The sequence below is a fragment of the Flavobacterium stagni genome, assembly GCF_004122105.1.
GTDB classification, from domain to species: Bacteria; Bacteroidota; Bacteroidia; order Flavobacteriales; family Flavobacteriaceae; genus Flavobacterium; species Flavobacterium stagni.
In genome coordinates, this window is record NZ_SBKN01000001.1 from 404,524 (window position 1) to 429,572 (window position 25,049).

Below are 25,049 nucleotides of genomic sequence, written 5' to 3' on the forward strand. Positions count from 1 at the left end.
AAGTGCTTTCTATGAATTAACCTTTTAGGGTTGGGTTTATTTGATACTTGCTTTTAAGTATTCGCGGTTCATGCGAGCGATATTTTCCAAAGAAATTCCTTTTGGACATTCAATTTCACAAGCACCGGTATTGGTACAATTTCCGAATCCTTCTTCGTCCATTTGGCGTACCATGTTTAACACACGTTGTGTAGCTTCTACTTTACCTTGAGGTAACAAGGCATATTGAGAAACTTTTGCACCCACGAATAACATCGCAGATCCGTTTTTACAAGTAGCCACACAAGCTCCACAACCGATACAAGCTGCCGCTTCAAATGCTTTATCTGCATCGTCTTTTGGAACTGGAATCGCATTAGCGTCGATTGTACGACCCGAAGTATTTACCGATACGAATCCTCCAGCTTGTTGTATACGGTCAAATGAACTGCGGTCAACCACCAAGTCTTTGATGATGGGGAACGCGCGACTTCTCCAAGGCTCCACATAAATGGTGTCGCCATCTTTGAACATACGCATGTGCAACTGACACGTAGTGATACCGGTATCTGGCCCGTGAGCGCGTCCGTTGATGTACAACGAACACATCCCGCAGATCCCTTCACGACAGTCGTGATCGAACGCGATTGGTTCTTGTTTTTGTGATACTAATTGCTCATTCAATTGGTCTAACATTTCCAAGAATGAGCTATCGGTAGATACGTTATCTAATTTGTAATCTACCAATTGACCTTTGGCTTTGCCATTTTTCTGACGCCAAATTTTCAAATTTATGTTGATGTTCTTTTTAGAAGCCATGTCTCCGATTATTTATAGTTTCTAGCTGCAATTTTAATAAACTCGTATTTCAGCTCTTCTTTATGAAGTTCTTCTTTGCTGATGTCGTCACCTTTGTATTCCCAAGCGCCTACGAATGAGAAATTGGCATCATCACGTAAGGTTTCTCCCTCAGCATCTTGGTATTCTTCACGGAAGTGACCTCCACATGATTCATTACGCTGCAAGGCATCCATGGCCATTAACTGACCCAATTCGATGAAATCAGCTACACGAAGTGCTTTTTCCAACTCAGGATTCAATTCATCAGCACTTCCTGGAACATAAACCTCTTTGTAGAATTCTTCACGTAAAGCGGCAATTTCACTTACGGCTTCTTTCAAACCTTCTGCGTTACGGCCCATCCCTACTTTATTCCACATGATCAAACCTAAACGCTTGTGGAAGTGATCCACTGATTTAGAACCATTGTTACTTAAGAAGTTATTGATTTGATCTTTTACGCGTTTTTCGGCTTCGTCAAATTCAGGTGAACTTGTCGAGATTTTACCTGTACGGATATCGTCAGCTAAATAATTAGAAACGGTATACGGCAATACGAAATAACCATCGGCTAATCCTTGCATCAAAGCCGAAGCTCCTAAACGGTTAGCACCGTGATCCGAGAAATTGGCTTCACCTGCCACGAAACAACCTGGAATTGTTGATTGTAAGTTATAATCCACCCAAACACCTCCCATGGTATAGTGAACCGCTGGATAAATTTTCATTGGGGTTTCGTATGGATTTTCGTCGGTAATTTTTTGGTACATGGTAAACAAGTTACCGTACTTTTCTTCTAACCATTTTTTACCTAAACGAGTAATTTCTTCAGCAGAAGGATTGTGGTTACCCGCAGCATACGCCGCTTGTTTTCCTTTGTTTTGAATTTCGGTAGAGAAATCCAAATATACTCCTTCGTTGGTGTCATTTGCTTCAATACCAAAACCGGCATCACAACGCTCTTTTGCTGCACGTGAAGCTACGTCACGAGGCACTAAGTTACCAAACGCAGGATATCTACGCTCCAAGAAATAATCTCTATCTTCTTCAGCGATTTGTGTTGGTTTTAATTTGCCCGCACGAATTGCTTCTGCATCTTCTTTTTTCTTAGGTACCCAAATACGACCTGAGTTACGAAGCGACTCCGACATCAAAGTCAATTTCGATTGATTAGTTCCATGAACTGGAATACATGTTGGGTGAATTTGAACGAAACATGGATTGGCAAACAAAGCCCCTTGACGGTGAATTTTCCATGCAGCCGTTACGTTACTTCCCATTGCATTGGTTGACAAGAAATATACGTTTCCGTAACCTCCCGAAGCAATAATCACAGCATGTGCTGAATGGCGCTCGATTTCACCTGTAACTAAGTTACGTGCGATGATTCCGCGTGCTTTACCATCCACTTTTACCAAATCCAACATTTCGTGACGGTTGAACATTTGTACACGTCCTAAACCGATTTGGCGTGATAATGCCGAATAGGCCCCTAACAACAACTGTTGCCCGGTTTGACCAGCTGCATAGAAAGTACGTTGTACTTGCGTTCCACCAAAAGAACGGTTGTCCAACATCCCGCCGTATTCTCGAGCGAAAGGAACACCTTGCGCCACACATTGGTCAATAATATTTCCAGAAACTTCTGCTAAACGGTGAACGTTTGCTTCACGTGCACGGTAGTCTCCTCCTTTAATTGTATCATAAAATAAACGGTAGGTTGAATCCCCATCGTTTTGATAATTTTTTGCTGCATTGATCCCTCCTTGTGCCGCAATCGAGTGAGCACGACGTGGTGAATCTTGGAAACAAAAGGCTTTTACATTATAGCCCATTTCCCCTAAAGAAGCCGCTGCCGCTGCTCCAGCCAAACCTGTACCTACCACAATAATGTCAATTTTTGGACGGTTATTGGGAGCCACTAATTTTAAATTATTCTTGTGATTGGTCCACTTCTCTGAAATGTGACCTTCCGGTATTTTCGAATCTAACTTCATATCGCGATGTTGATTATTTTAAGAAAAAGTGAATGTAAACTGGAATTGCTGCGAACAAAGCAGGAACCACAATTGCAAACGCAGTCCCGAAGAATTTGATTGCTGGCGTGATTTTTCTACTCGTCACTCCTAACGATTGGAAAGCACTTTGGAATCCATGTAATAAATGGAAAGCCAACACAATCATGGAAGCAGCATACAACAACGTAAACAACAAACCGTATTTCGGTTGCTTAAAGAAATCAATCGTGATTTTGTAAAGGTCTTTATATCCTTTAAATATAATTTCTCCTTTTTTCAAATCTTTGATTGCATCCGAACCTTCAACTTCAAACTTTTTCGCTTTCTCAAGGTTTTTCTCACCCATTGCTTGCGCTTGAGCCATCGCTTGCTTATTCACTTCATCTACAATTTCATGTAGTGATTTGCCTTGAGCTGGAATAGAAGGAACACGACTTCCGGGCACTCCAATAAATTCCATCTGACCTGGCATTTGCATGCTTTCTTGTTGCGCTAAAGGCATGTTTTTATCAAAATGCATTTTTGCCCAAAAATTAACCATGTGCGTTACGATAAAAATCAAAATTACCGTTCCTAAAACAGCCATGTTGCGCGAAGCAAAAGAACTGTTGGCCGAAGGATTGGTTTTTGCATAACCCACCGGACGAGCCGCTTTGTTTTGAGCTGCCAACATCAATCCGTCGATCGCGTGGAAAAGAATGGAAATGTACGTTAAATAAGAAAGAATTTTTACAGCAGGATTTGACGTCATAAACAAAGCATATTCATTGAAGTGCTTCGCATCGCTGAAAATCAATTGAAGATTTCCTAACAAGTGACCTGTCAAAAACAAGCATAAAAATAAACCCGTAAGAGCCATCCAGTATTTCTTTGCAATGGACGACTTTAAAAGTGCAGATTTTGCCATAATTTGTAGTTGATTGTAACAGTTTTTAAAAAAATCAAACAAAAATAAGGCTTCTTACACTTAACTACAACCTTTTCGTGCTTATTTATAATGAATTTAAAAAGCGTTTAACGGCGATTGAAAATCAACTGTTTATAGCAGTAAAAAATAGGAATTATGAAAAAAATATGGGATTATTTTACATAGGTCGGAAGCAATCCGCGTAATCCCATGTCTACAACCGTCTCTCCCGCTGAAGGTTCGTATTTTCCATCCGGGGTAGAATCGATCCATTCGAAGCTATGATTCGTCGAAAGTGACAGCGTTACCACTACATCTTTGGATTCATTTCCTGAAATTTGCAAAGGCACCGCAAACTGCCCTGTGACTACACATGAACCTGCAGGAATCGGCGAAGTAGCGGCTAAAGGATTAGGCACTGTTGTTGCACCAGCTGGAGCTTGTCCCGAACTCGAATACGGAAAATCATTTAACGCAAAAGCCCAATAGCCTTGGGATCGGTTACCATTCACCGTAAAAAAAGTATTGCCAATGGAATGATTGGTGATATACGTATTAAAACCTACAAAACTTGCCAAAGTTCCTTGATAATCGGCGCCTGAGTGACGAACGGTTATCCCGTAATTTTGATACGATAACGAAACACGCATCCATTGATAGGTACCCGCCGTGACTTGTTTTAACGGAATTTTCAAAAACACTTCGTCTTGGGCTACAATTTTCGCCTGACTGAAATCGATGGCTGTAGTGCCTCCCGCTGTGGTTTCGGGCGCATGATATAAAACCGTGCCTTGCCCCAATTGAGTGTTGGCATTGGGCGCCATTTCTACATAATGGGAAGAAATAGTATTAAAAACAGGTGATTGTGCTGCATGACCCACCGGAACGGCTGTGGGCTGCCCTAAATTATTCAATCGCGCTTGTGTAGGATCAAACTTGAATTTTAAAATCAAATAATGTTCCGTCGACGTTTCCTCTTTGTCACAAGAATAAAAAGGAACAAAAGCAACAATTGCCACGACGATAGCAATGAATTTCTTCATTTGTTTTGGATTAGGTTATGAATGAAGACGAACCTAGTAGGTCTTTGTTACATCTTCATCAATAACGAGAATAAAGTCGGCTTTATTGTAATGTTCTGCTTCCAATTGATCCAAATCCTGTTGCTCCACCGTGGCAATCGTCATAATTTTCACTCCCGGTTTATACGTTTTTAAATACCAATTGATGCCGTCAAAATTATCAGAATGATAGGTGCCGTTATAATGCACAAATACAGCATTAGGCTCTAAATTTTGCACAATAAAATACCCCATTGTCGCATCCTTGGTGGCTTGGGCTTTGGGCATGTTCGGACTCGTGTGCTCCCCCATCATTTTCATCATTTCAACATAACCAGGCAATTGAGCATCATAGGGCATGGGCAAAGGCGCCATCCACGATTTTTCTTCAGCAGTCAATGTTTCCAATACTTCAAATCCTTTTTTGGACACCATCGATGCATACCGTCTCGGAATGTTGGTGGCCACAAATTTGATTTTTTGTTCTTTCGCAAAATCCAACAACGGCTTGTAATCGGTTTTGTAATTGGGCCACAAACGCGCCGTGCTGTCCAATTTTTTTTGGGTAATACTATCCGCCAAATACCGATTCACCGCCTTTTGGTTGTCGGCTTCAAACATTTCAGCACCCATGACAATTTTCTTTTCAGCCGCCATGTCTTTAGTGAGTTCCAATTCCAACCAATGGCTAATCGCATTGTTGTGGTATTCGCCAAACAATACAACTTCAGTATCTAATGCTGCTTTCAACATCTTTTTATATGTCACTTTTTTGCCGTTTTTATCAAACAACTGATAGGCCAATTTTTCTTGTGCATGCAACGAAACACCAAAAAGTATAAGTAAAGAAAGGATTGCCTTTTTCATGGATTTATTTTTTTCTAAAAATACACTTTTCAATTCATTTCCAAAAATTGCCTAATATTGAACCATGAATTCCCATTTGAAAGTCACCCAAAGTCAGCTCACCGACGTGCTCGAAATCTCGCAGCACCGCTTTACGCTACTGGAACTTCCCAAAAATGAATTCCTCGTACGCGAAAACCAAGTTTGCCCCTATTTCTGTTTTATAGAAAGTGGCCTTCTCCAACATGCTATCGACGTGAATGGCGAAGAAAAAACGACCTATTTGTCCCTGCGTCATACGTTTACGGTTTCCTTACACAGCTTTTTACATCAATTGCCTTCGCGCAAACACATTAAAGCGCTTTCCGATTGCCGTTTGTGGGTCATCGACTTGCCGACTTTTCAGGATTTAATCGCCAACCATCCGCCGTTTCATGATTTTTATTTTCAATTGATCGAACGCCAAATCTGCTTGATTGACGAATACCGTATTGACTTACTGACACTTTCCCCCGAAGAGCGGTATTTGAAATTGTTGCAAAACGATGCCGTATTGATTCAGCAAGTGCCCTTACATTATCTCGCTTCGTTTCTCGGAATTTCCAACCGCCACATGAGCCGCATTCGGAAAAACATAAAATAATGCCAAATGGCTACTTATTGCAGCTGACTTATCTTTAATTTTGGTAAATCATTTTCAAATTTTCAAATTAAAAAATCTTCAACTCAAAGAATATGAAATACCATGCTATCGACCGCGAGCTGTTTATCGCCAACCGCGCGAAGTTTACGGCACAAATGAAACCCAATAGTGTTGCCATTTTCAACTCCAACGATATTTATCCGGTATCGGCCGACAGCACATTGCCTTTTGCCCAACACCGCGACATCTTTTATTTATCGGGTGCCGATCAAGAGGAAAGTATCTTGTTGTTATTCCCCGATGCGCCTTATGCACATTTACGTGAAATCTTGTTTTTACGCGAAACCAACGAACATATCGCCATTTGGGAAGGAGAAAAACTAACCAAAGAACGCGCTTTCGAAGTTTCAGGAATCCGCAATATTGTTTGGTTGCAAGATTTCCAAAAAACGTTAAAAGAAGTGATGACCTACGCCGATACGATGTACATCAACACCAACGAACATTACCGTTCGGCCGTGGAGACTCAAACCCGCGAAGATCGTTTCATCAAATGGTGGAAAGAAACCTATCCCGCACACAAAGTCGAGAAATCCAACCCGATTTTACAGCGCCTGCGTTCGGTAAAAGAAAACCAAGAATTGGCCTTGATGCAAATGGCTTGCGACATTACCGAAAAAGGATTCCGTCGCATCTTGAACTTCGTAAAACCCGGCGTGATGGAATATGAAATCGAAGCCGAATTTGCCCACGAATTCTTGCGTAACCGTTCCAAAGGTTTTGCCTATACCCCAATTATTGCGAGTGGTGCCAATGCCAACGTGTTGCATTACATCGAAAACAACCAAGAATGTAAGGCCGGCGATTTATTGCTTTTGGATGTGGGTGCCGAATACGCCAATTATTCCAGCGATTTGAGTCGCACGATTCCCGTTTCAGGTCGTTTCACCGATCGCCAACGCGCGGTGTACAATGCGGTTTTGAAGGTGAAAAACGAAGCGACCCAACTGTTGGTTCCCGGCACGCTTTGGAAAGAATACCATGTGGAAGTGGGTAAAATTATGACCTCCGAATTGCTCGGCTTGGGCTTGTTGGACAAAGCCGATGTACAAAACGAAGATCCCGCATGGCCTGCGTACAAAAAGTATTTTATGCACGGCACTTCACACCATTTGGGCTTAGACACCCACGACTACGGTTTGTTGTACGAGCCGATGCAACCGAATATGGTATTTACGGTCGAACCCGGAATTTACATCCCCGCTGAAGGTTTCGGAATTCGTTTAGAAGACGATGTAGTCATCCAAGCGAGCGGCGCACCGTTCAACTTAATGCGCAACATCCCGATTGAAGCGGCAGAGATTGAATCATTGATGAACGGGGAATAGTGTACAGTCGCAGTCACAGTGAACCGTTTGTTTGCGGTGAAAAGATCATCATTGCTATAATAATAAGAGACGGCCTTATGGGCCGTTTTTTTATTATGCAGCAGAAGCTTTGTGCACTTCTCATGCATCTTCCCGCTTTACGCGCTATCTGCCGTAGAAATTTAGTTTTCTAATCAAAAAAAGAGAACGGCAGGATAGCTTGCTGCAATCGGGGCTGTAGTCACGAATTGTTTTATTTTAGGAATTTGATGTTTTTGCAAAAATGAAAAGTTATAAACACCGTCCGTCCATTGCTGTATAACCGTTATTTTTGCAATCAACTATGGCGCAGATTCAGTATAAAAATATCACCATTGACTACACCGCAACGGGCAAAGGAACTGCGGTGGTGTTATTGCATGGTTTTTTGGAAAACCAAACCATGTGGCAGTATTTGGCTCCCGTTTTGGCGACCAAATACCGTGTGATTACGATAGATTTATTGGGTCATGGCAACACCGATTGTTTGGGCTATGTACACACCATGGAAGACCAAGCCGATATGGTGCATCATGTGTTGCACGAACTCAAAATCCGGAAATCGGTCTTGATTGGGCACTCTATGGGCGGCTATGTGGCGTTGGCGTTTGCCGAACTCTATCCTGATAATGTGAAAGGATTGGTCTTACTCAATTCAACTTCCCGCGCCGACAGTGACGAACGCAAACTGAACCGCGATCGCGCCATTGCAGCGGTGAAGCAAAACTACACGGCTTTTGTACGCATGTCGATAGCCAACTTATTCAGCGAAGACAACCGCGAAAAATTAGCCGAAACCATCGAGAGTGTTAAACTCGAAGCGTTAAAAACCCCTTTGCAAGGCATTGTTGCCGCTTTGGAAGGCATGAAAATCCGGAACGACCGCGAAGTGCTTTTGCATTTTGGCCCGTATCCCATTGCATTGATTTTGGGTAAAAAAGACGGCGTACTTCCGTATGACGACAATGTCACCCAAGTCGAAAATACGCGCGTGCAACTCACCACCTTCCCCGATGGGCACATGAGCCATTTGGAAAACCAAAAAGCCTTGGAAAAAACGGTTATGGCGTTTTTAAAAACGGTTTAATTGATTTTCTCCACAAACGGTACTTCAGGATTGAACAATTCCGCCAATAGCGTGGCCAACTCTTCCAAATAAGCGCTTAGGATATCTAGGGTAATGGCAGTTTCTCCTTCTTTGTTTTCCACAAACGTAAACGGTAAAAATCCGGCTTTTAGATTTTTAAAAGAGATAATTCCCACTTCCATCGGTTGTCCTTTTGCCTGCTCTTCATACAAAAAAGCATAGGCCAATAACTGAATGATCTTATCGTTTTTAATATCTTCCGTCAAACCCTCCCAAGTGGATAATTTTAGCGAGTTGGCATCTACTTTTCCTGTTTTATAATCAATAATCCGCACACGTCCGTTTCGGAGTTCGATACGGTCTACATTACCGCCAATATTGATTGGAAAAGGCAATTTGGGGTGTTCTAAGGTGCGTAAAAAACCCTGCTCCAAAGCGACAATTTGCACCTCATCGCCTTGTTTTAACGTTTCCAATTCGAGTTTCAAAAAATTAAACACGTTGCGCTTGGCGACTTCATAAGCAAGAAGATTGCGCCCTTTTTTGATCTCACCCTCTTTGTAGACTTCTTTGAATTTCTCGGCGACTTTATCGTCAATTTTTGGAAAACAATCATCGATGTCTTGTGCAGTTAAAATACGTCCGATAAAAGGCGTATATAAGTCCTCTAAAACAGCATGAATAATTGTTCCCAACGTATTCACGGCGATATTTTCTTCCACTTCTTCCACTTCAGAAATGCGCAATAAGCGTTGAAAATAAAACTGAATTGGATTGCGAATATAGTTGGTCAAGGCCGAAGGTGAAAAGTATTTTTCCGTGGCAATTTCTTGTAATTGTTGCATTACGGTTTCATTCTTATGAATTTCCATTGGCTCATAGGCCGTTTCTGGAACTTCCGGATGAAACATTTCAAATGTCAATTGGTGATTGGAAAGGTGTTCTACTTCCAATTGGGTAATAAAACGACTGCGTTCACCCGCATCCAAACCTTCAGAATCGGCATTGTAAATGAGATAAATATTTTTGGCACGTTGCAATAAATGGTAAAAGTGATAGGTATAAATCGCGTCTTTTTCCTTGAACGTTGGCAAGCCATATTCCCGTTTTACATCATAGGGTATAAAGGAATTCCCCGACTTTCCAGCAGGAAATTTTCCTTCATTTACAGAAGTAATGATTACGGTTTCAAAATCAAGCACCCGACTTTCCAAAACCCCCATAATTTGAAGTCCTTCGAGTGGTTCACCTTCAAACGAAACCTCAGCCACATCAATCACTTGTTTGTACAATGCATAGACGGTTTCCGGACTGTTGTCTACGGCATGATTTTGATAATAGGTAATGAGTTTGTTGATTATTTTAAAAATAGAATACAGAAAGGCATTCGTAATTTTCTCCTCTGTATTCTCATAATTGAGTTGACTCTTGATTTCAAGTAGAATAGCCGACAATTGTTGCAAAATTTCTTGAGGTTGCGCCTCCCATTTTTTAAATAACAAGTGGAACAAAGGCGAATCCTTCTCCATCATTTCCAACAATCGTTTGTGCGGAATAAAGGTGAAATTATTGGAACGAATGCGATGCACCAACTCCTGTGCCTGAGCATACGGCTCAATTAATGGATGGGTTAGCACATCGACAATTTCTTTATAATAAAACACATACGAATTCGCATTCCTGGATAGCGCATTGGTATGCATTTTAAACCATTTATTGACTAAAATCTGAGCCGGGTTATTTTTACTCGAATATCCCATAGTAATATTCAAAGCAGGGATTCCGGCAGGTAAATTGTAAAGCAACGGCATTAAAAGCGATTCTTCTCCCAACACCACGGCACATTGTTGCAAATTGGAATCGGGATGCGCTTGGAGATGTTCTTCTAAAATAGAACCCACAAGTTTCGCCTGTCCAATGGATTTGGAAGTACCAATCACCGAAATATGTTTATCCTGTGAAAACTCTTTTTGAATCCATTGCAACGGATTGGTTTTGTAATACGGCCATTCTTTGTGAAAACGCCGAATAAACAATCCGGCATCATGTAGTGGATCATTTAAAAATGCCGCATCAATATCCCAATAAATTTGGGCTTTATCCAAAGCTAATAAATGTTGCACGATAACTTCCTCGGCTTGATTTAAAGCATTGAATCCGGCAAATAGGAAAAACTCATTCCCAAATGCATTTGTAAAATGATTCAGGTTTTCTTTGGCTTCGCGGTATATTAACCCTTGATAGCCTCTTTTTTTAGCCAATAAATGCTGGTAATAAGCATGGTAGTAAGTGGGTAATTTTTTCCAAAATGCCAAATGTTTTTCGATCAGTTCGGTTTGTTTTTCAACGGTAACCGACCAATGTTCGATCTCTTTGATATTTTCAAGATACTTCAATATTTTGTCGGGATCCAACAAATACCGGTCGATTTCATTAAAATCTTGGAGAAGGGTTTTGGCCCAATTAGCAAACAAATCAAAAGGCTCCGGATTGTTGGGCGTTAATGCACAATACACCTCATAGAATTCAAAAAGTTGTTCAATACTATCTATGCTTTGAATCCCCGCAATATCCTGTATAAAATCCTCAATACTGATAATTTGAGGTGCGAAATGCGTGCCTTTTAATTGACTTTGCAGTTCTTTTATTAAAAATATTCGTGCGCGTTTATTAGGTAAAACGACGACAACATCTTGAAGATGATGGGCATGTTCTTGCGCTATAGTGGCGGCGATTTGATGTAAAAAGGATTTTGTTTGCATAGTATAAAAATAAAAAACGCCCCGATAAATCGGAGCGTTTTCTGTATTTATTTAGGAGGAAATTATTTTACTAATTTCACTTCAACACGTCTGTTTTGTGTTTTACCTGCTTTTGTTTTATTTGAAGCTACTGGCATAGTTTCTCCGTATCCTTTTGAAGATAAACGAGTACCGTCAATTCCGTTAGCTACTAAGAAGTTTTTCACTGCAGCTGCTCTTTCTTCAGACAATTTCAAGTTGGTTGCATCTTTACCATCGCTGTCAGTGTGACCTTCGATAGAGAATTGTGCATTTGGATATTCTTTGAAGATAGCTGTCATAGCTTCTAAAACTGGATACGTTTGTTTTTGGAAAGAAGCTTTTCCTGTGTCAAACAAGATAGTTTTTCCATAGTCATTCAAACGTTTCATTACTTCTTCAGTAACTTCTGGACAACCTTTGTTAGCAGCAGTACCTTTTACATCTGGACACTGATCGTCTTTATCTAAAACGTTATCACCGTCTCTATCTGGCCAAGGACAACCACCGTTTTCTTTAGGACCTTTAACATCGATACATTTGTCATCTTTGTCAGCGATTCCGTCACCGTCAGCATCTGGACATCCACCTAAAGCTTTCACACCTGCAGCATCTGGACAAGCATCTTCTTTATCTTGGATTCCGTCTCCGTCTGTATCAGGACAACCACCAAATTGAGCTAAACCTGGAGTTTCAGGACAAGCATCTTCTTTGTCAATGATTTTATCACCATCTGAATCTGGACATCCTTTGAATTCTAGTGTACCTGCGTCAGTTGGACAAGCATCTTCGTTATCATAAAGACCATCGTTATCAGAATCTTTAGCACCAAATTTGAAGATTAAACCTGCAAAATGTTGAACATGTGTAGGAACATCAAAAGTTGGGTTTCTTGCATCGTCAAATGAATATTTGTAAGTAGCTGAATACGTTAAACCGACTTGTTTACCAAACCAATACGTTAATCCTAAACCACCATTAATAGTACCTGCAGAAGCATCACCTAACCAAGTGTAACCTCCACCAATATGAGCTGTAGGTTCAAAAGATTTAGATTTGATTAAGTTCATCATGCTATACTTCACAACTCCATCAAAGCTGTAGTACATTAAATCCCCAGGATTTGCTACAGGATAATCAGATGTGTTTGTTGCAGCATCATAAACACGTTCGCCAACAAATTTGTTGATTTTGTTCACAGAACCTGTAACACCAAATGAAAAGTTGTTACCTACGTATTTAGAAACATTGACACTGGTTACAGAAGGAATAATGCTCCAGTATTTTTTCGCATCAAAGAATTGTGAAAACTGATCATCAATTTTTGAAGCTGCACTTACTCTTCCTCCGTCAACTGCATTAGCACCGAAAGAGATCGCCCATTTGTTGTTACTGTCTTGAGCCTGAACACTTAATCCGGCAAGCATCAAAATAGCACATAATTTGTTAAGATGTCTCATACTTAATTTTGTTAGATATTATATGAATATGGCGCAAAATTATAACCAATTAATGAAATATCAAAATGTTAACACATATTTCACTTGATTATGTTTAAGCTTTTTCCTACCTCAGTAAATGCAGCTATTGCTTTATCGAGATGGTTTTGGGTGTGTGCTGCTGAAAGTTGCACGCGAATTCGGGCCTTTTCTTTTGGCACTACCGGGTAAAAGAACCCAATTACATAAATCCCTTTTTTCAATAATTCATCGGCCATCACCTGTGAAAGTTGGGCATCATAAAGCATTACGGGTACAATCGCTGAGTCCCCATCAATGATATCAAACCCTGCTTCTTTCATTCCTTTTTTGAAATAATTGGTATTCCATTCCAATTGATCGCGCAACGAAGTGTCTTTTTCTAATAATTCAAAAACTTTGATGGAAGCCCCAACAATACTTGGCGCTAACGAATTTGAAAACAAATACGGACGCGAACGCTGTCTTAAAATTTCAATAATTTCTTTTTTGGCAGTGGTATAACCTCCCATGGCACCTCCCAAAGCTTTACCTAAAGTTCCAGTAATAATGTCTACCCGACCCATTACACCTTTAGCTTCTAGCGTTCCTTTTCCAGTTGCACCAATAAATCCGGCGGCATGACATTCATCCACCATGACTAATGCATCATATTGATCGGCCAAATCGCAAATTTTATCCAAGGGTGCTACTAAACCATCCATAGAAAACACACCATCGGTTACAATTAATTTGAATCGATGTCCGGCCGCTGTGGCTTTTTGAAGTTGTGCTTCTAAATCGGCCATGTTGTTATTTTCATACCGATACCTTGCTGCTTTACACAAACGCACGCCATCAATGATCGAAGCATGATTCAAACTATCCGAAATAATACAATCTTCTTCACCCAACAAAGGTTCAAAAACGCCTCCATTTGCATCAAATGCAGCCGCATATAAAATCGTATCTTCTGTGCCGTAAAAATCAGCAATCTTTTGTTCTAAAGTTTTATGAATATCTTGGGTCCCACAAATGAATCGCACCGAAGACATTCCAAAACCATGGGTATCCATAGCGTCTTTTGCTGCCTGTATAACTTCTGGATGTGAAGATAAACCCAAATAATTATTCGCACAAAAATTTAAAACGGTCTCACCATTAACTGTGATTTCAGCACCTTGAGGTGAGGTGATGATGCGTTCTTTTTTAAATATTCCTCCGTCTTTAATCGACTGGATTTCATTTTGTAAATGTTGTTGAATTTTTCCGTACATAGTATTCGTTCGTTTGTTAGTGCAAATGTACAATTTCGACTTGCTCGCCAATGTAAACCAATGTTTTTTTCATCACTTTCAATCCCATGGCTTCCAAAGCTTGTGCATAACCGTCAAGTTGTTTACGGTATTTCTCTTGATGCGTTCCCGTTTTGTAATCCAATAAATAAGCCTGATTCTGTGCATTGATGACTACACGGTCGGGTTTTAATACGGGACCATGCTCAAGCAACAAGGTCTGTTCATTGTATACTTTGGCATGGGTTTCAAAAAATTCCGTCAACTCCTCATGAAAAACGAGAGATTCAACCGTAGCTTGAATTGTAGCTAATTGATCACCATGAATTAATCCTTCTTCTAAGGCGCGTTGTAAGGCCCATTCCACATCCGAAGCTACTTTTATTTTCGCCATTATTTCATGCACCAAATTTCCATAAGCGATGGCTTCTTGTTGGTGGGTGTTCCACATCAAACTTTCGCGTTGGGCGATTTTTATATTTTTTGGGTCAAATTTTTGAACCACTTTGGGGATGATTTGCGACGATCGCCCCTGAACTTCAGGTCTTGAAATTCGCTGGGGATTTCCAAAATATACAGGCCCTTCATCAATTGAATGTCCGTTATTTTCTAGAAATTCAATAAAAAAGGAAGAGAGATTATTTCGTAATTCCCCTTTTGTTGTTCGATTATTCGCCGAAATCACATACAATTGCTCTACCGCACGGGTTAAAGCTACATATAGCACATTAATCGTATCGAGTAAATCTTCTTGTTTGCGTTGGTTATAGACCACGGCAGCTTCGGCATTATAACCTTCTACCTCATTCTTTTTGGCGACTAAGGCTTTGGAAATTCCAATTTCATCCTCATTGGTGTCCAACCACATTTTATCCCCTTTGGACAACGACAAATTTTCTTCAGCAAATGGGAAAAGTACAACGGGGAACTCCAATCCTTTCGACTTGTGAATGGTCATAATTCGAATAGCATCGTTGCCCTCAGGAGAGGAAATACTGAGTTTGTGCGCGTGATTGTCCCAAAAGTTCAAAAAATCAGACAATCCCATTTGTTTTCGCAGGTCTTGCTCCAAAACTACATCTTGAAAATATTGGAGGTAGGCATTGTGTTTTTCGGCTGGAATGATTAATTCTGATAAATATTCTACCGCATCAAACAATGCTTTTTTTCGGAGGTTTTGAAAAGAAAAAGAAGCCCATTTTGGTCCTAAACTCGTTTTTAAATAATGTTCCCAAAGCGACTCTTGTTTCATTGTCATTCCGTTGGCTATAAAATCGTGAATGGATTCAGGAAATGTGTTTTTGGCCAAATAATAGGAAAATTGAGCTTTGGCTTCCAAATCTGACGGATTGTTCAAATACCGCAACACGGCAATTAAGACCCGAACTTCTCCCGAAGCAGCCAACATTAAACTCTCCGAAGAAACAATCGGCAGTCCTTGTTCGGTCAAAAATTGGGCTAGCAACGCACCATGACGGTTGTTGCGAATTAGTATCGCAATATCGCGATAGGCAAATCCTTGATTTCGAATGGAAGCTATCGTATTTACTACCGATTGAAGATAATGATCCGCTTTGTCTAATGTATCTTCGTCTTGCTCGTTTTTGGGTACATCTGGTAGAAATTCAAAGGAAACAAACCCGCCTTTTTTGGCTGTTGTTTTCTGACTGCTGTACTGTTCGTATAAATTTTTATAATCTTCATTATCAAATTTGCCCGACAAAAATTGAAAGAAATCGTTGTTAAATTCGATAATTTCCGAATAACTCCGGTAATTCGTTTCCAAGGTTTTTCGAGCAAAATCTTTGTTGGAAAAGGGATTTTCTCCTTTACCTAAAGCAATAAACTGTTCCGCTTTTCCACCCCGCCAACGGTAAATGGATTGTTTGGGATCGCCCACTAACAATAGCGAACCTGCAACTCCATTTTCTTCGCCTGCCAAGGCATTGTCAATTAGTGGAATTAAATTTTTCCATTGCAATTCCGACGTATCTTGAAATTCATCAATGAAAAAATGACGGTACTTCTCCCCTAATTTTTCATAAATAAAAGGCGCGGGTTGGTGCTGAATTTGTTCGTGAATCAACTTATTAAATTCGGCAATCGACAATATGTTTTGCTCTTCTTGTAAAGCTTGTAATTTTTTCTGCAAGGTGTTGAGCAAAGAAAGCGGTGTGACGTTTTTCAAAAAAGCCGTGTAAAACAATTGCTTATCCAAACACGCATATAAAGTTTGTAACATCGCCATGATTTCGGGCAAAAGCGATTCGATCAAAGCACCATCTTTCGCCGTTTTATTGATTACAATGGCTTCCGGTTCGCGATACGATTTATTGCTCGGGTTGTATTTATTGGCAACAATTGACTTTAAATGGTTGGGGAAATAGCTGCCTTTAAATGATTTTAAATCGACTCCATGTCCTTCCAAGAAATCCAAAATCGCTTGGGCTGTTGCAATCGCTTCTGATTCAAGAGATGCGGTGAGTTCGATCAATTTATTTTTCAACACCACAAAGTCTTGAATTGACTTTTCCTGAAGTTGTAAAATCTCTTCCCGATTGTTTTCATTTAATAACAAACGGCCCGTTTCAAAAATGTCTTTGGAAATATCCCAACTCTTGTCATCGTCGGTTTTTTCCATCGTATAATTCACTAAAAGCTGGGTTAACGTTTCGTCTTCACCGGCTTGCGCAATGATAGCATCAATGGCTTCTGTCAACAAACTATCGGTGTCCAAGGAAACTTCAAAAGTGATGGGCAAATTCAAATCGTGAGCAAAGGCACGAATGACTTTGTGGGTAAATTTATCAATAGTTGAAATATCAAAAGCCGCATAGTTATGGATCAAATGTTTGATAATCAATCGCGCCTTTTCTTGAATGGCTGCTAAGGAGAGTCCGGTATCTCGCGCAACATCCTGCATAAAATCCATCGCCTTTTCTGAAGGAGTTTCACTCGCAAATTGGGATAAACTTTCTACGACCCGACTTTTCATTTCGTGCACCGCTTTGTTGGTAAAAGTGATGGCTAAAATGTGGCGATAGGCATCGGGTTTGGGTGTTAAGAGGATAATTTTTAGATACTCTTTGACCAAAGTATAGGTTTTCCCTGATCCGGCTGAAGCGTCATACAATGAAAAGGCGGTCGTTCTCATAATCCAGAAATTTGATGGCGTTGAATTTCGTACACAAAGTTAATCTTTTCGGGTTCGCCGTAATACGCCACTTCGATTTCACTTACTTTTTGGGCACCAATTTTTTCAATGGCTTTTTGCGAACGTAGATTCTGCGCGCCAATGTGAAAGAAAACGGTATCGACATATTGGAATATGTATGAAAGCATGAGTTTCTTTAATTCACGGTTGAATCCTTTTCCCCAATACGACCTACCCACGAAGGTGTAGCCAATCAAAATAGAGGAAGTTGAAGCATCATAATCGTAAAACCGGCTGCAACCCACTACGGCATCAGTTTCTTTTTCCACAACCAAAAAGGCACCATGAGAAGCCAGAGCACCTTCAAAATAATTTTCAAAAACGTCCCGTTGATACCGATTGGGATTGGGATGTTGTGCCCACAAAAGCGGATCTGCAGCCACAGCAAAAAGTCCTTCAAAATGCTCGGATTTGAGGGGAAGCAACCGAATTTTATTTCCTATTAAATCGGTGGGCTGTAGCGTAAATGGCGTCATTAATAATACGTTAAATCTATCGTTAAATCGAGAAATAGTATTTTCTATTCCGAAGTTAAATGTATAAATTTGAATTCAATTTAGTATTCACTTAAACGAAATAATTATGGCTTTTGAATTACCACAATTACCCTATGCGTATGATGCATTGGAACCTCATATTGATGCTCGTACGATGGAAATCCACCACAGCAAACACCATAACGCGTATACAACGAACTTAAACGCGGCCATTGCTGGAACCGATTTAGAAGGAAAATCCATTGAAGAGATTTTAGAAAACTTAGACATGACCAAAGGAGCAATCCGAAATAACGGGGGTGGTTTCTACAACCACAACTTATTTTGGAACATCATGGCTCCCAATGCAGGAGGCAAACCTTCAGGAGATTTGGGTGCAGCTATCGACCGTGATTTTGGCTCTTTCGAAGAATTTAAAGCACAATTTGCGAAAGCAGGTGCTACGCAATTTGGTTCAGGTTGGGCCTGGTTATGTGTTCACAAAGGTGGAAAATTAGAAGTATGCGCCACTCCTAACCAAGACAATCCGTTAATGCCGGGTGTGGCTTGTCAGGGATTTCCTATTTTAGGGATGGACGTTTGGGAACATGCCTACTATTTAAACTACCAAAATCGTCGTCCTGATTATATTGAAGCCTTTTTCAATGTGATTAATTGGAACGAAGTTGCTCGTTTATTCGAAGCGAATAAATAAAACGATTCCAACTAATAATACTAGCCTGATTGCCTTTGCAGTCGGGCTTTTTTTATAGCTATAAAATAAAAAAGACGTTCGTGGTTACGAACGCCTTTTTGCCCCAAATCTACCATAAACTTAACCTACTAAATTCTATGGTAGAACAAATTTAATAATATATGTTTTGTTAAACAACTGTTTACAAAATTTTAAGCTAAAAGGATTAAAATAAGAGGGGATACTAGGGAAATAAAAGTGGTTGAAAGAAACCGTGTAAAAATAAAAAAGGTGAAAATTTCTTTTCACCCTTTTTGCCCCAAATCTACCATAAACTTAACCTACTAATGCTATGGTGATCCAAATATATAGCGACGCTTTATCTGATTCAAAATAATATTGATGAATAACCATAAAAATCGATAAAGTGCATGTTTTTCAGAATTTTAGTAAGCTCTAGCGTCTTTACCTTCATAAAAATTCATGAATGCTTTATTCACAACACGATTGCCTCCTGGTGTAGGATAATCTCCTGTAAAATACCAATCACCAATATGCTTTGGACAGGCCAAATGTAAATTATCTACCGTTTGGAAAATAATATCCACCTCAGCCTGAATCCCCTCTGGTTTCAGGAGTTCAGCTATCTTCTTGGAAATTTCTTTATCGCTAAATGACGAATAGATCGCCTTCACATGATTGACTATTTCAACATCGGGCTTTCCTTCTTGTTCTTTACACTTGCGATACACCTCTTCTATGATATCCAGTTGATTATTGTCTTTTAACAATTCAACCGCTGCGCGAAAGGCGACAAGTCCTTCCAGTTTAGCCATATCTATTCCGTAACAATCGGGATAGCGAATTTGTGGCGCTGAAGAAACTACCACAATTTTTTTCGGTCGTAAACGATCCATCATGCGAAGGATACTGTTTTTTAACGTCGTACCCCGCACAATACTGTCGTCAATAATCACCAAGTTGTCTGTAGGCTGAATCACGCCATAGGTGACATCATACACGTGAGCCACCAAATCATCCCGACTGCTGTCTTCTGTGATAAAGGTGCGCAACTTAGCATCTTTGATGGCGATTTTCTCGGTGCGGATTTTTACCGCCAAGATTTCTTCCAATTTTTCCTTCGTTAACGTTTTACGATTATCGAGAATATATTGGTTTTTACGTTGGTTTAAAAAGTCATTTGCCGCTTCTGCCATACCGAAGAACGAGGTCTCAGCTGTATTCGGAATATAAGAAAACACCGTATTGTCGGTATCTTGACCTATCGACTCCAATACATCTGGTAAAATTAATTTCCCTAAAGCCTTGCGCTCTTGGTAGATTTCGGCATCGCTTCCTCTTGAAAAATAGATGCGCTCAAACGAACACGCGCGTTTTTGAACTGGTACAATAATTTCTTCCTCTGTAACGGTACCGTTTTTCTTAATAATCAAAGCATGTCCGGGCTGTAACTCTTGAATGGAGTCAAAAGCAACATTAAATACAGTCTGAATCACAGGCCGTTCTGAGGCAACGACAACCACTTCCTCATCTTCATAAAAAAAGGCGGGACGAATTCCTGCTGGATCGCGCAACACAAAGGCATCGCCGTGTCCAAACAGTCCGGCCATCGCATATCCGCCATCCCAGCCGCGTGACGCACGTTTTAGAATACGATTAATATTTAAGCGTTCGGCAATAACAGGAGAAGCTTCTCTTTTGGACAAACCTTCATTTTTACATTCTTGGTACAAATCGGTTACTTCGTCATCCAAGAAATGCCCAATTTTTTCCATTACGGTAACGGTATCCGCCATTTCTTTAGGATGCTGCCCCAATTCTACCAAACTAGCAAAAAGTTCGGTCACATTGGTCATATTAAAATTCCCCGCCACAATTAAGTTGCGGTGCATCCAATTGTTTTGACGTAAAAACGGGTGTACACTTTCAATACTGTTTTTACCAAAAGTACCATAACGAACATGCCCTAAAAACAATTCACCGATGTACGGCAATGTTGCTTTTTGCCAAGCCACATCATCTGCTTTATCGGGATGGGCTTCGAGTTCGCTATTAATACGCTGATTGATTTGGGCAAAAACATCTTGTATCGGTTGTGCATCATTGGAACGAATCCTACTGATGTACCGTTCCCCCGGATCGACATCAAATTTGATCGAAGCAAATCCGGCACCATCTTGCCCACGGTTGTGCTGCTTTTCCATAAGCAAATACATTTTTTGTATGCCATAGAAAGCCGAACCGTATTTTTGTTTGTAGTAATCCAACGGTTTTTTCAACCGTAAGAGTGCAATTCCACATTCGTGTTTTACTGCATCACTCATAAATTGTTGTTGTGTTGTGTTTGTGTTGTTGTGTTGTGGTTTAGTGTCCTGAAAACCAATGAAATTCTCAAAACATTTATTTTTAAAGTAAACAAAAATGCCCCGAAAATTTCGAGGCATAAAGTTACTATAATTCTATTTCAAATTGCGTCAGCGCTTTAAATTGTTTCAAGCGTTGCGCCACTTCGTCTTTCGTTAAGCGCACCATTCGCTCCGTTCCAAATTGCTCCACACAAAAGGAAGCCAAATTAGACCCTTGGATGATAGCAGTTTTCAACGTTTCAAATGAGGTGTCACCTTGTTGTGCAATGTATCCGGAAAATCCTCCTGCAAAGGTATCTCCTGCTCCTGTTGGATCAAATACATCTGCTAAAGGTAATGCCGGTGCAAAGAAAATATGTTCGTTATGGAACAACAATGCGCCGTGTTCTCCTTTTTTAATCACTACATACTTCGGACCCATCGTATGAATTTTAGCGGCAGCTTTCACCAAGGAATATTCGCCCGACAATTGACGCGCTTCTTCATCATTAATGGTAATAACGTCTACACGTTTGATTACATCCAATAATTCGGGCAATGCACAATCCATCCAGAAGTTCATGGTATCCAACACGACCAACTTAGGCTTTGCAGTCAATTGATTCAAAACACCGGTTTGTACCAAGGGATGCAAGTTCCCCAACATCACTACGTCGGCATCTTTGAAATTCTCAGGTACAATGGGGTTAAAATCAGCCAATACATTAAGCTCTGTAGCTAAAGTATCACGAGAATTCATATCGTTATGGTAACGACCGCTCCAAAAGAACGTTTTGCCACCTTGTACAATTTCCAAACCGGAAATGTCAATATTACGTGCCGTCAATAAATCCAAATAGTCTTGTGGAAAATCATCTCCAACCACTGAAACAATCGCGGATTGTAGATTAAAATGTGAGGCCGACAATCCGATGAATGTACCCGCACCTCCTAATATCTTGTCGGTTTTTCCAAATGGCGTTTCGATAGCATCAAAAGCCACAGTACCTACGATTAAAAGCTTGTTCATGAACTCGTTTTTATTTTAAAGGGGCAAAGATACATTTTTAGATTAAAATGTAGCTAAGGGTATGGGCTTTAAAACGTGTTTGATGGATTTATTTTTCATAAAATTTCCAATCATCGGTAAGTTTCTGTACCAAATTAAAATTGGCTTCATAATAATCGTCCCATTCTTTTGGATCTTCTGGATTGTATTCTGATATAATATAATTCCCGTTATCGATAATAAACCCATGTGGATTTTTAAACATAAACACCATTTTTTTCACCATACTATCACTATTATAGGCACACGATTTATCGATATACAAATTGCCTTTGTAGATATGAAAACAGGCTCCAGGAAAATTGCGATGGGTCGAACTTCGTTTCTTATCAAATGCGAAGTTTTTATAGTAGGTATCCAACAAAGCGTTGAGTTCGTCCAAGCTTTTGGGCTTTTGTTGCACAGCATGTCTAAAAACGACATAAAAATCGGGCGCTTGAACAAGTACGGTATCCTTTTTGGTAAACGCGCCGATTTTCTCCTCAGAAGGAAACCCTTTTTGCCTTAGGAGATCAACGAGTTTTGCAGTAACCCGTTCCGTAGTTTCATAGAGTGCTCGAGAATCTTTACGATTTTCTAAACCATAGTCGGATTGATCTTCATCGCATAGTGCTATCATCGCTTTTTTCAGCGGAATATCCCAATTTTTTTGGGCTTGTTTTGCGATCGAATCGTACCGTGCACTAAATGACTTCCAACGCGGATTCTTTTTTAGTCCACTGACGAGCTTCGAATTAAAATAAGGCAATTCAATTCCTTTGGCGGCTAACTTTTCGCTCCACCAAAATGCAGAATCAAGATCGCGGGACAAAATGCAAACCCGAATCGCATTGTGGATATCACGTGCATATAGTGTAGGATAAGATGCCGCCAACGAAGTGTATGCTGCTTTGGCTTTGGCATATTGGCGTGAAATAATACATTGCTCTGCTTGGGCAGTCAATTGATAATAGGCCGACGCCTCTTCTTTAGGTTTGGCGCTGTTTACTTGCTCATTATTTTCAATGATGGATTGAAATCTAGGAGCGTCTTTGGGACGTCGTGGACTAATCTTGGGTCGCTTTTTATTTTGAGCAAAAACCATTTCGCCCAATGCATATAAATGGCCATAACAGGAAGCTTTTCCAATACTTAAGACGGTTGTGGGTGTCACTTTGCATCGAATTTTAAACGGCATTGCTGCATTAAATTCTTTTTTGAACTGCACAGCAGTAAAAAAGGCAGCATCCAACGTATCTAGAGGGAAAGTAGTTTGCTTCGGCACACCGTTATGGGTAACAAGGGTATAAAAATCCCCATTTTTACCTTGGTATTGGTCTTTAACATTATAGGGAAAATAAATCGTTCTTTTCCCTTTTTCAAGGGCTCCAAGAGTCACTTCTACCACATCTCTAGGTGGCTTTCCTTTGAAGTCCATAACGTTCCATCCGCCAGAAATTCGCCCTTCTAGTTCCACTATACTGTCTGCAACCGAAAAATTACAGCGCTCAAAAGCAACATCCGTATAATAAACTCGATAATCTTCGATAAATATATAATTCCTTTTGTCGCTGGCTTCAAACGATACGCCATAATTCAAAATACCTTTGTAGTTTTTAGGATCTAAAAAATACGAACTCGTATCGACAGCGGAATGACGCCTTAGGTAACTATCCTTTCCAATAAAATCATAGGTGTTTTGATCCAGTTGATAGGCATTCAGATCCTTTTGAGTGAAGACGTTCACCTTCGATTTTGACGTTTGGGCAAATACATTTGTTGCTATAATGGCAACAATACTTAAAATAATGGCTTTCATAAAACAGTTTATAAGCTAAACGAAAAGAAAGTGCGTTTCGTGTGTTTTCCAATTTAGGAAAAATAAAAAACCCGGCCTAAACCGGGTTTCGTCACTTTCTAATTATAGCTTTCAAGTCGTTAATCTTGAAAACTACCGTGTAAACACACGACCTGTTGCACCTCCACAGAGGCCCATAGGTTTATATTTTGAAATAATCCATTTACTTTGTCTAAATTACAAAACTTTCACACATCTGAGAAATTTTTGAGAAATATTTTTCCCACATAGGTGTAAAACTTTGCACTATGGAACACCGCGGAGAAATACTCAAAAATGCGATTTACTTAAGTGGCATTCCCATTAGTTTAATTGCAAAACGAATGGGTAAGAGTCGGCGGTGGTTCTATTTGATGTTTGAAAACCAAAATGTCTCCCTTGACACCGTGCTCGAAATAGGAAAAATTATCAAACACGACTTTAGTACTGAAATCAAGGAAATTCGCCGAAATCACATACAAGAGCCTGAAAACAAATATCCCGATGAAGAAAATACGTTAGAATTTTGGCGAAAGAAGTACATCCTACTCCTCGAAGAACACAATGCGTTATTAAAAAGTTTGAAGCGCAATTCAAAGTAAGCTGTCCTGATGCTGCTCATAGTAAGTATCCACCGATAAATTGGGCTGCATGGAAGCCATCACCGCCAATTGATCGCAACGCTCGTTTTGCGGATGATTGTTGTGCCCTTTCACCCATTTAAAATCCACTTTGTGCTTGCGGTATATTTTTAAAAAACGAATCCACAAATCGGGATTCTTCTTGCCTTGAAAGCCTTTTTTCTCCCAACCCATCACCCAGCCTTTTTCGACCGCATCAACCACATATTTACTGTCCGACACCACCAATACGGACATGCCTGGTTGTTTCAATTTTTCCAAACCCACAATCACCGCTAACAATTCCATACGGTTATTGGTTGTCAAGCGAAAACCTTCATAAAACTCTTTGCGATAGCCTGTTCCCACTTGCTCCAAAACTACACCATACCCGCCATTGCCCGGATTTCCTTTCGCTGCGCCGTCGGTGTAAAGATGGATTTGATACATATAAAGAGTTATGAATTATGAGTTA

General features: G+C 40.2%; 19 protein-coding genes. 5 read left to right on the forward strand and 14 right to left on the reverse strand.

All coding sequences use genetic code 11. The features are described from left to right. Nucleotides 1–36 precede the first annotated feature (36 nt). The 5 genes from EQG61_RS01775 to EQG61_RS01795 form a co-directional block, all read right to left on the reverse strand. Nucleotides 37–798, reverse strand: a complete 762-nt coding sequence (locus tag EQG61_RS01775; RefSeq protein ID WP_129460160.1) for a succinate dehydrogenase/fumarate reductase iron-sulfur subunit — start codon at nt 796–798, stop codon at nt 37–39. An 8-nt stretch (nt 799–806) separates the two neighbouring features. Further along, nucleotides 807–2,816: a fumarate reductase/succinate dehydrogenase flavoprotein subunit gene (locus EQG61_RS01780; RefSeq protein ID WP_129460161.1), complete on the reverse strand. Its 2,010-nt coding sequence runs from the start codon at nt 2,814–2,816 to the stop codon at nt 807–809. A gap of 13 nt (nt 2,817–2,829) precedes the next feature. Next, nucleotides 2,830–3,744, reverse strand: coding sequence for a succinate dehydrogenase cytochrome b subunit (locus EQG61_RS01785; protein WP_129460162.1), 915 nt, complete (start codon nt 3,742–3,744; stop codon nt 2,830–2,832). A gap of 173 nt (nt 3,745–3,917) precedes the next feature. Beyond that, nucleotides 3,918–4,787, reverse strand: coding sequence for a hypothetical protein (locus tag EQG61_RS01790; RefSeq protein WP_129460164.1), 870 nt, complete (start codon nt 4,785–4,787; stop codon nt 3,918–3,920). A 33-nt stretch (nt 4,788–4,820) separates the two neighbouring features. Further along, nucleotides 4,821–5,672 carry a ChaN family lipoprotein gene (locus EQG61_RS01795; RefSeq protein ID WP_129460165.1) on the reverse strand — a complete coding sequence of 284 codons (852 nt, stop codon included), beginning with the start codon at nt 5,670–5,672 and terminating at the stop codon, nt 4,821–4,823. Between the two features lie 64 nt (nt 5,673–5,736). Here EQG61_RS01795 and EQG61_RS01800 point away from each other — a divergent pair, with 64 nt between their 5' ends. The 3 genes from EQG61_RS01800 (at nt 5,737) to EQG61_RS01810 (ending at nt 8,787) form a co-directional block, all read left to right on the forward strand. Then, a complete protein-coding gene (locus tag EQG61_RS01800; RefSeq protein WP_129460167.1) occupies nt 5,737–6,294 on the forward strand; it encodes a Crp/Fnr family transcriptional regulator in 558 nt (185 codons plus the stop codon). 92 nt (nt 6,295–6,386) lie between these two features. Further along, nucleotides 6,387–7,682 carry an aminopeptidase P family protein gene (locus EQG61_RS01805; protein ID WP_129460170.1) on the forward strand — a complete coding sequence of 432 codons (1,296 nt, stop codon included), beginning with the start codon at nt 6,387–6,389 and terminating at the stop codon, nt 7,680–7,682. A gap of 322 nt (nt 7,683–8,004) precedes the next feature. Continuing rightward, a complete protein-coding gene (locus EQG61_RS01810) occupies nt 8,005–8,787 on the forward strand; it encodes an alpha/beta fold hydrolase (protein ID WP_129460172.1) in 783 nt (260 codons plus the stop codon). Here the strand turns inward: EQG61_RS01810 and EQG61_RS01815 are convergent. The 5 genes from EQG61_RS01815 to EQG61_RS01835 all read right to left on the reverse strand — a co-directional run bounded on the left by EQG61_RS01815 (nt 8,784) and on the right by EQG61_RS01835 (nt 18,009). Continuing rightward, nucleotides 8,784–11,549, reverse strand: a complete 2,766-nt coding sequence (locus EQG61_RS01815) for a PD-(D/E)XK nuclease family protein (protein ID WP_129460174.1) — start codon at nt 11,547–11,549, stop codon at nt 8,784–8,786. The two genes, EQG61_RS01810 and EQG61_RS01815, sit on opposite strands and share 4 nt — an antisense overlap. 62 nt (nt 11,550–11,611) lie before the next feature. After that, nucleotides 11,612–13,027: an OmpA family protein gene (locus EQG61_RS01820; RefSeq protein WP_129460176.1), complete on the reverse strand. Its 1,416-nt coding sequence runs from the start codon at nt 13,025–13,027 to the stop codon at nt 11,612–11,614. Nucleotides 13,028–13,107: 80 nt separating this feature from the next. Continuing rightward, the gene (gene kbl, locus EQG61_RS01825; RefSeq protein WP_129460178.1) at nt 13,108–14,301 is read right to left on the reverse strand and encodes a glycine C-acetyltransferase; all 1,194 of its coding nucleotides are present in this window, start codon (nt 14,299–14,301) and stop codon (nt 13,108–13,110) included. A gap of 16 nt (nt 14,302–14,317) precedes the next feature. Beyond that, nucleotides 14,318–17,473, reverse strand: coding sequence for a UvrD-helicase domain-containing protein (locus tag EQG61_RS01830; RefSeq protein WP_129460180.1), 3,156 nt, complete (start codon nt 17,471–17,473; stop codon nt 14,318–14,320). Next, on the reverse strand, nt 17,470–18,009 hold the full coding sequence (locus EQG61_RS01835; protein WP_129460181.1) for a GNAT family N-acetyltransferase: 540 nt from the start codon (nt 18,007–18,009) through the stop codon (nt 17,470–17,472). Before EQG61_RS01835 ends, EQG61_RS01830 begins: the two co-directional genes overlap by 4 nt. A gap of 106 nt (nt 18,010–18,115) precedes the next feature. Here EQG61_RS01835 and EQG61_RS01840 point away from each other — a divergent pair, with 106 nt between their 5' ends. Then, nucleotides 18,116–18,724, forward strand: a complete 609-nt coding sequence (locus tag EQG61_RS01840) for a superoxide dismutase (RefSeq protein WP_129460182.1) — start codon at nt 18,116–18,118, stop codon at nt 18,722–18,724. A 425-nt stretch (nt 18,725–19,149) separates the two neighbouring features. Here EQG61_RS01840 and EQG61_RS01845 read toward each other — a convergent pair whose 3' ends face one another. From EQG61_RS01845 to EQG61_RS01855, 3 genes are all read right to left on the reverse strand, one after another. Beyond that, nucleotides 19,150–21,048 (reverse strand): amidophosphoribosyltransferase, encoded by a 1,899-nt coding sequence (locus EQG61_RS01845; RefSeq protein WP_129460183.1) that lies wholly within the window; start codon nt 21,046–21,048, stop codon nt 19,150–19,152. A gap of 127 nt (nt 21,049–21,175) precedes the next feature. After that, nucleotides 21,176–22,099, reverse strand: a complete 924-nt coding sequence (locus tag EQG61_RS01850; RefSeq protein WP_129460184.1) for a PfkB family carbohydrate kinase — start codon at nt 22,097–22,099, stop codon at nt 21,176–21,178. A gap of 88 nt (nt 22,100–22,187) precedes the next feature. Then, a complete protein-coding gene (locus tag EQG61_RS01855; RefSeq protein ID WP_129460185.1) occupies nt 22,188–23,936 on the reverse strand; it encodes a hypothetical protein in 1,749 nt (582 codons plus the stop codon). Between the two features lie 287 nt (nt 23,937–24,223). On the opposite strand from EQG61_RS01855, the gene EQG61_RS01860 reads away from it, so the two are divergent. After that, nucleotides 24,224–24,556 carry a PD-(D/E)XK nuclease family protein gene (locus tag EQG61_RS01860; protein ID WP_129460186.1) on the forward strand — a complete coding sequence of 111 codons (333 nt, stop codon included), beginning with the start codon at nt 24,224–24,226 and terminating at the stop codon, nt 24,554–24,556. On the opposite strand, the gene rnhA is transcribed toward EQG61_RS01860, so the two are convergent. Next, nucleotides 24,548–25,024, reverse strand: coding sequence for a ribonuclease HI (gene rnhA, locus EQG61_RS01865; RefSeq protein ID WP_129460187.1), 477 nt, complete (start codon nt 25,022–25,024; stop codon nt 24,548–24,550). The two genes, EQG61_RS01860 and rnhA, sit on opposite strands and share 9 nt — an antisense overlap. Between the last annotated feature and the right edge of the window lie 25 nt (nt 25,025–25,049).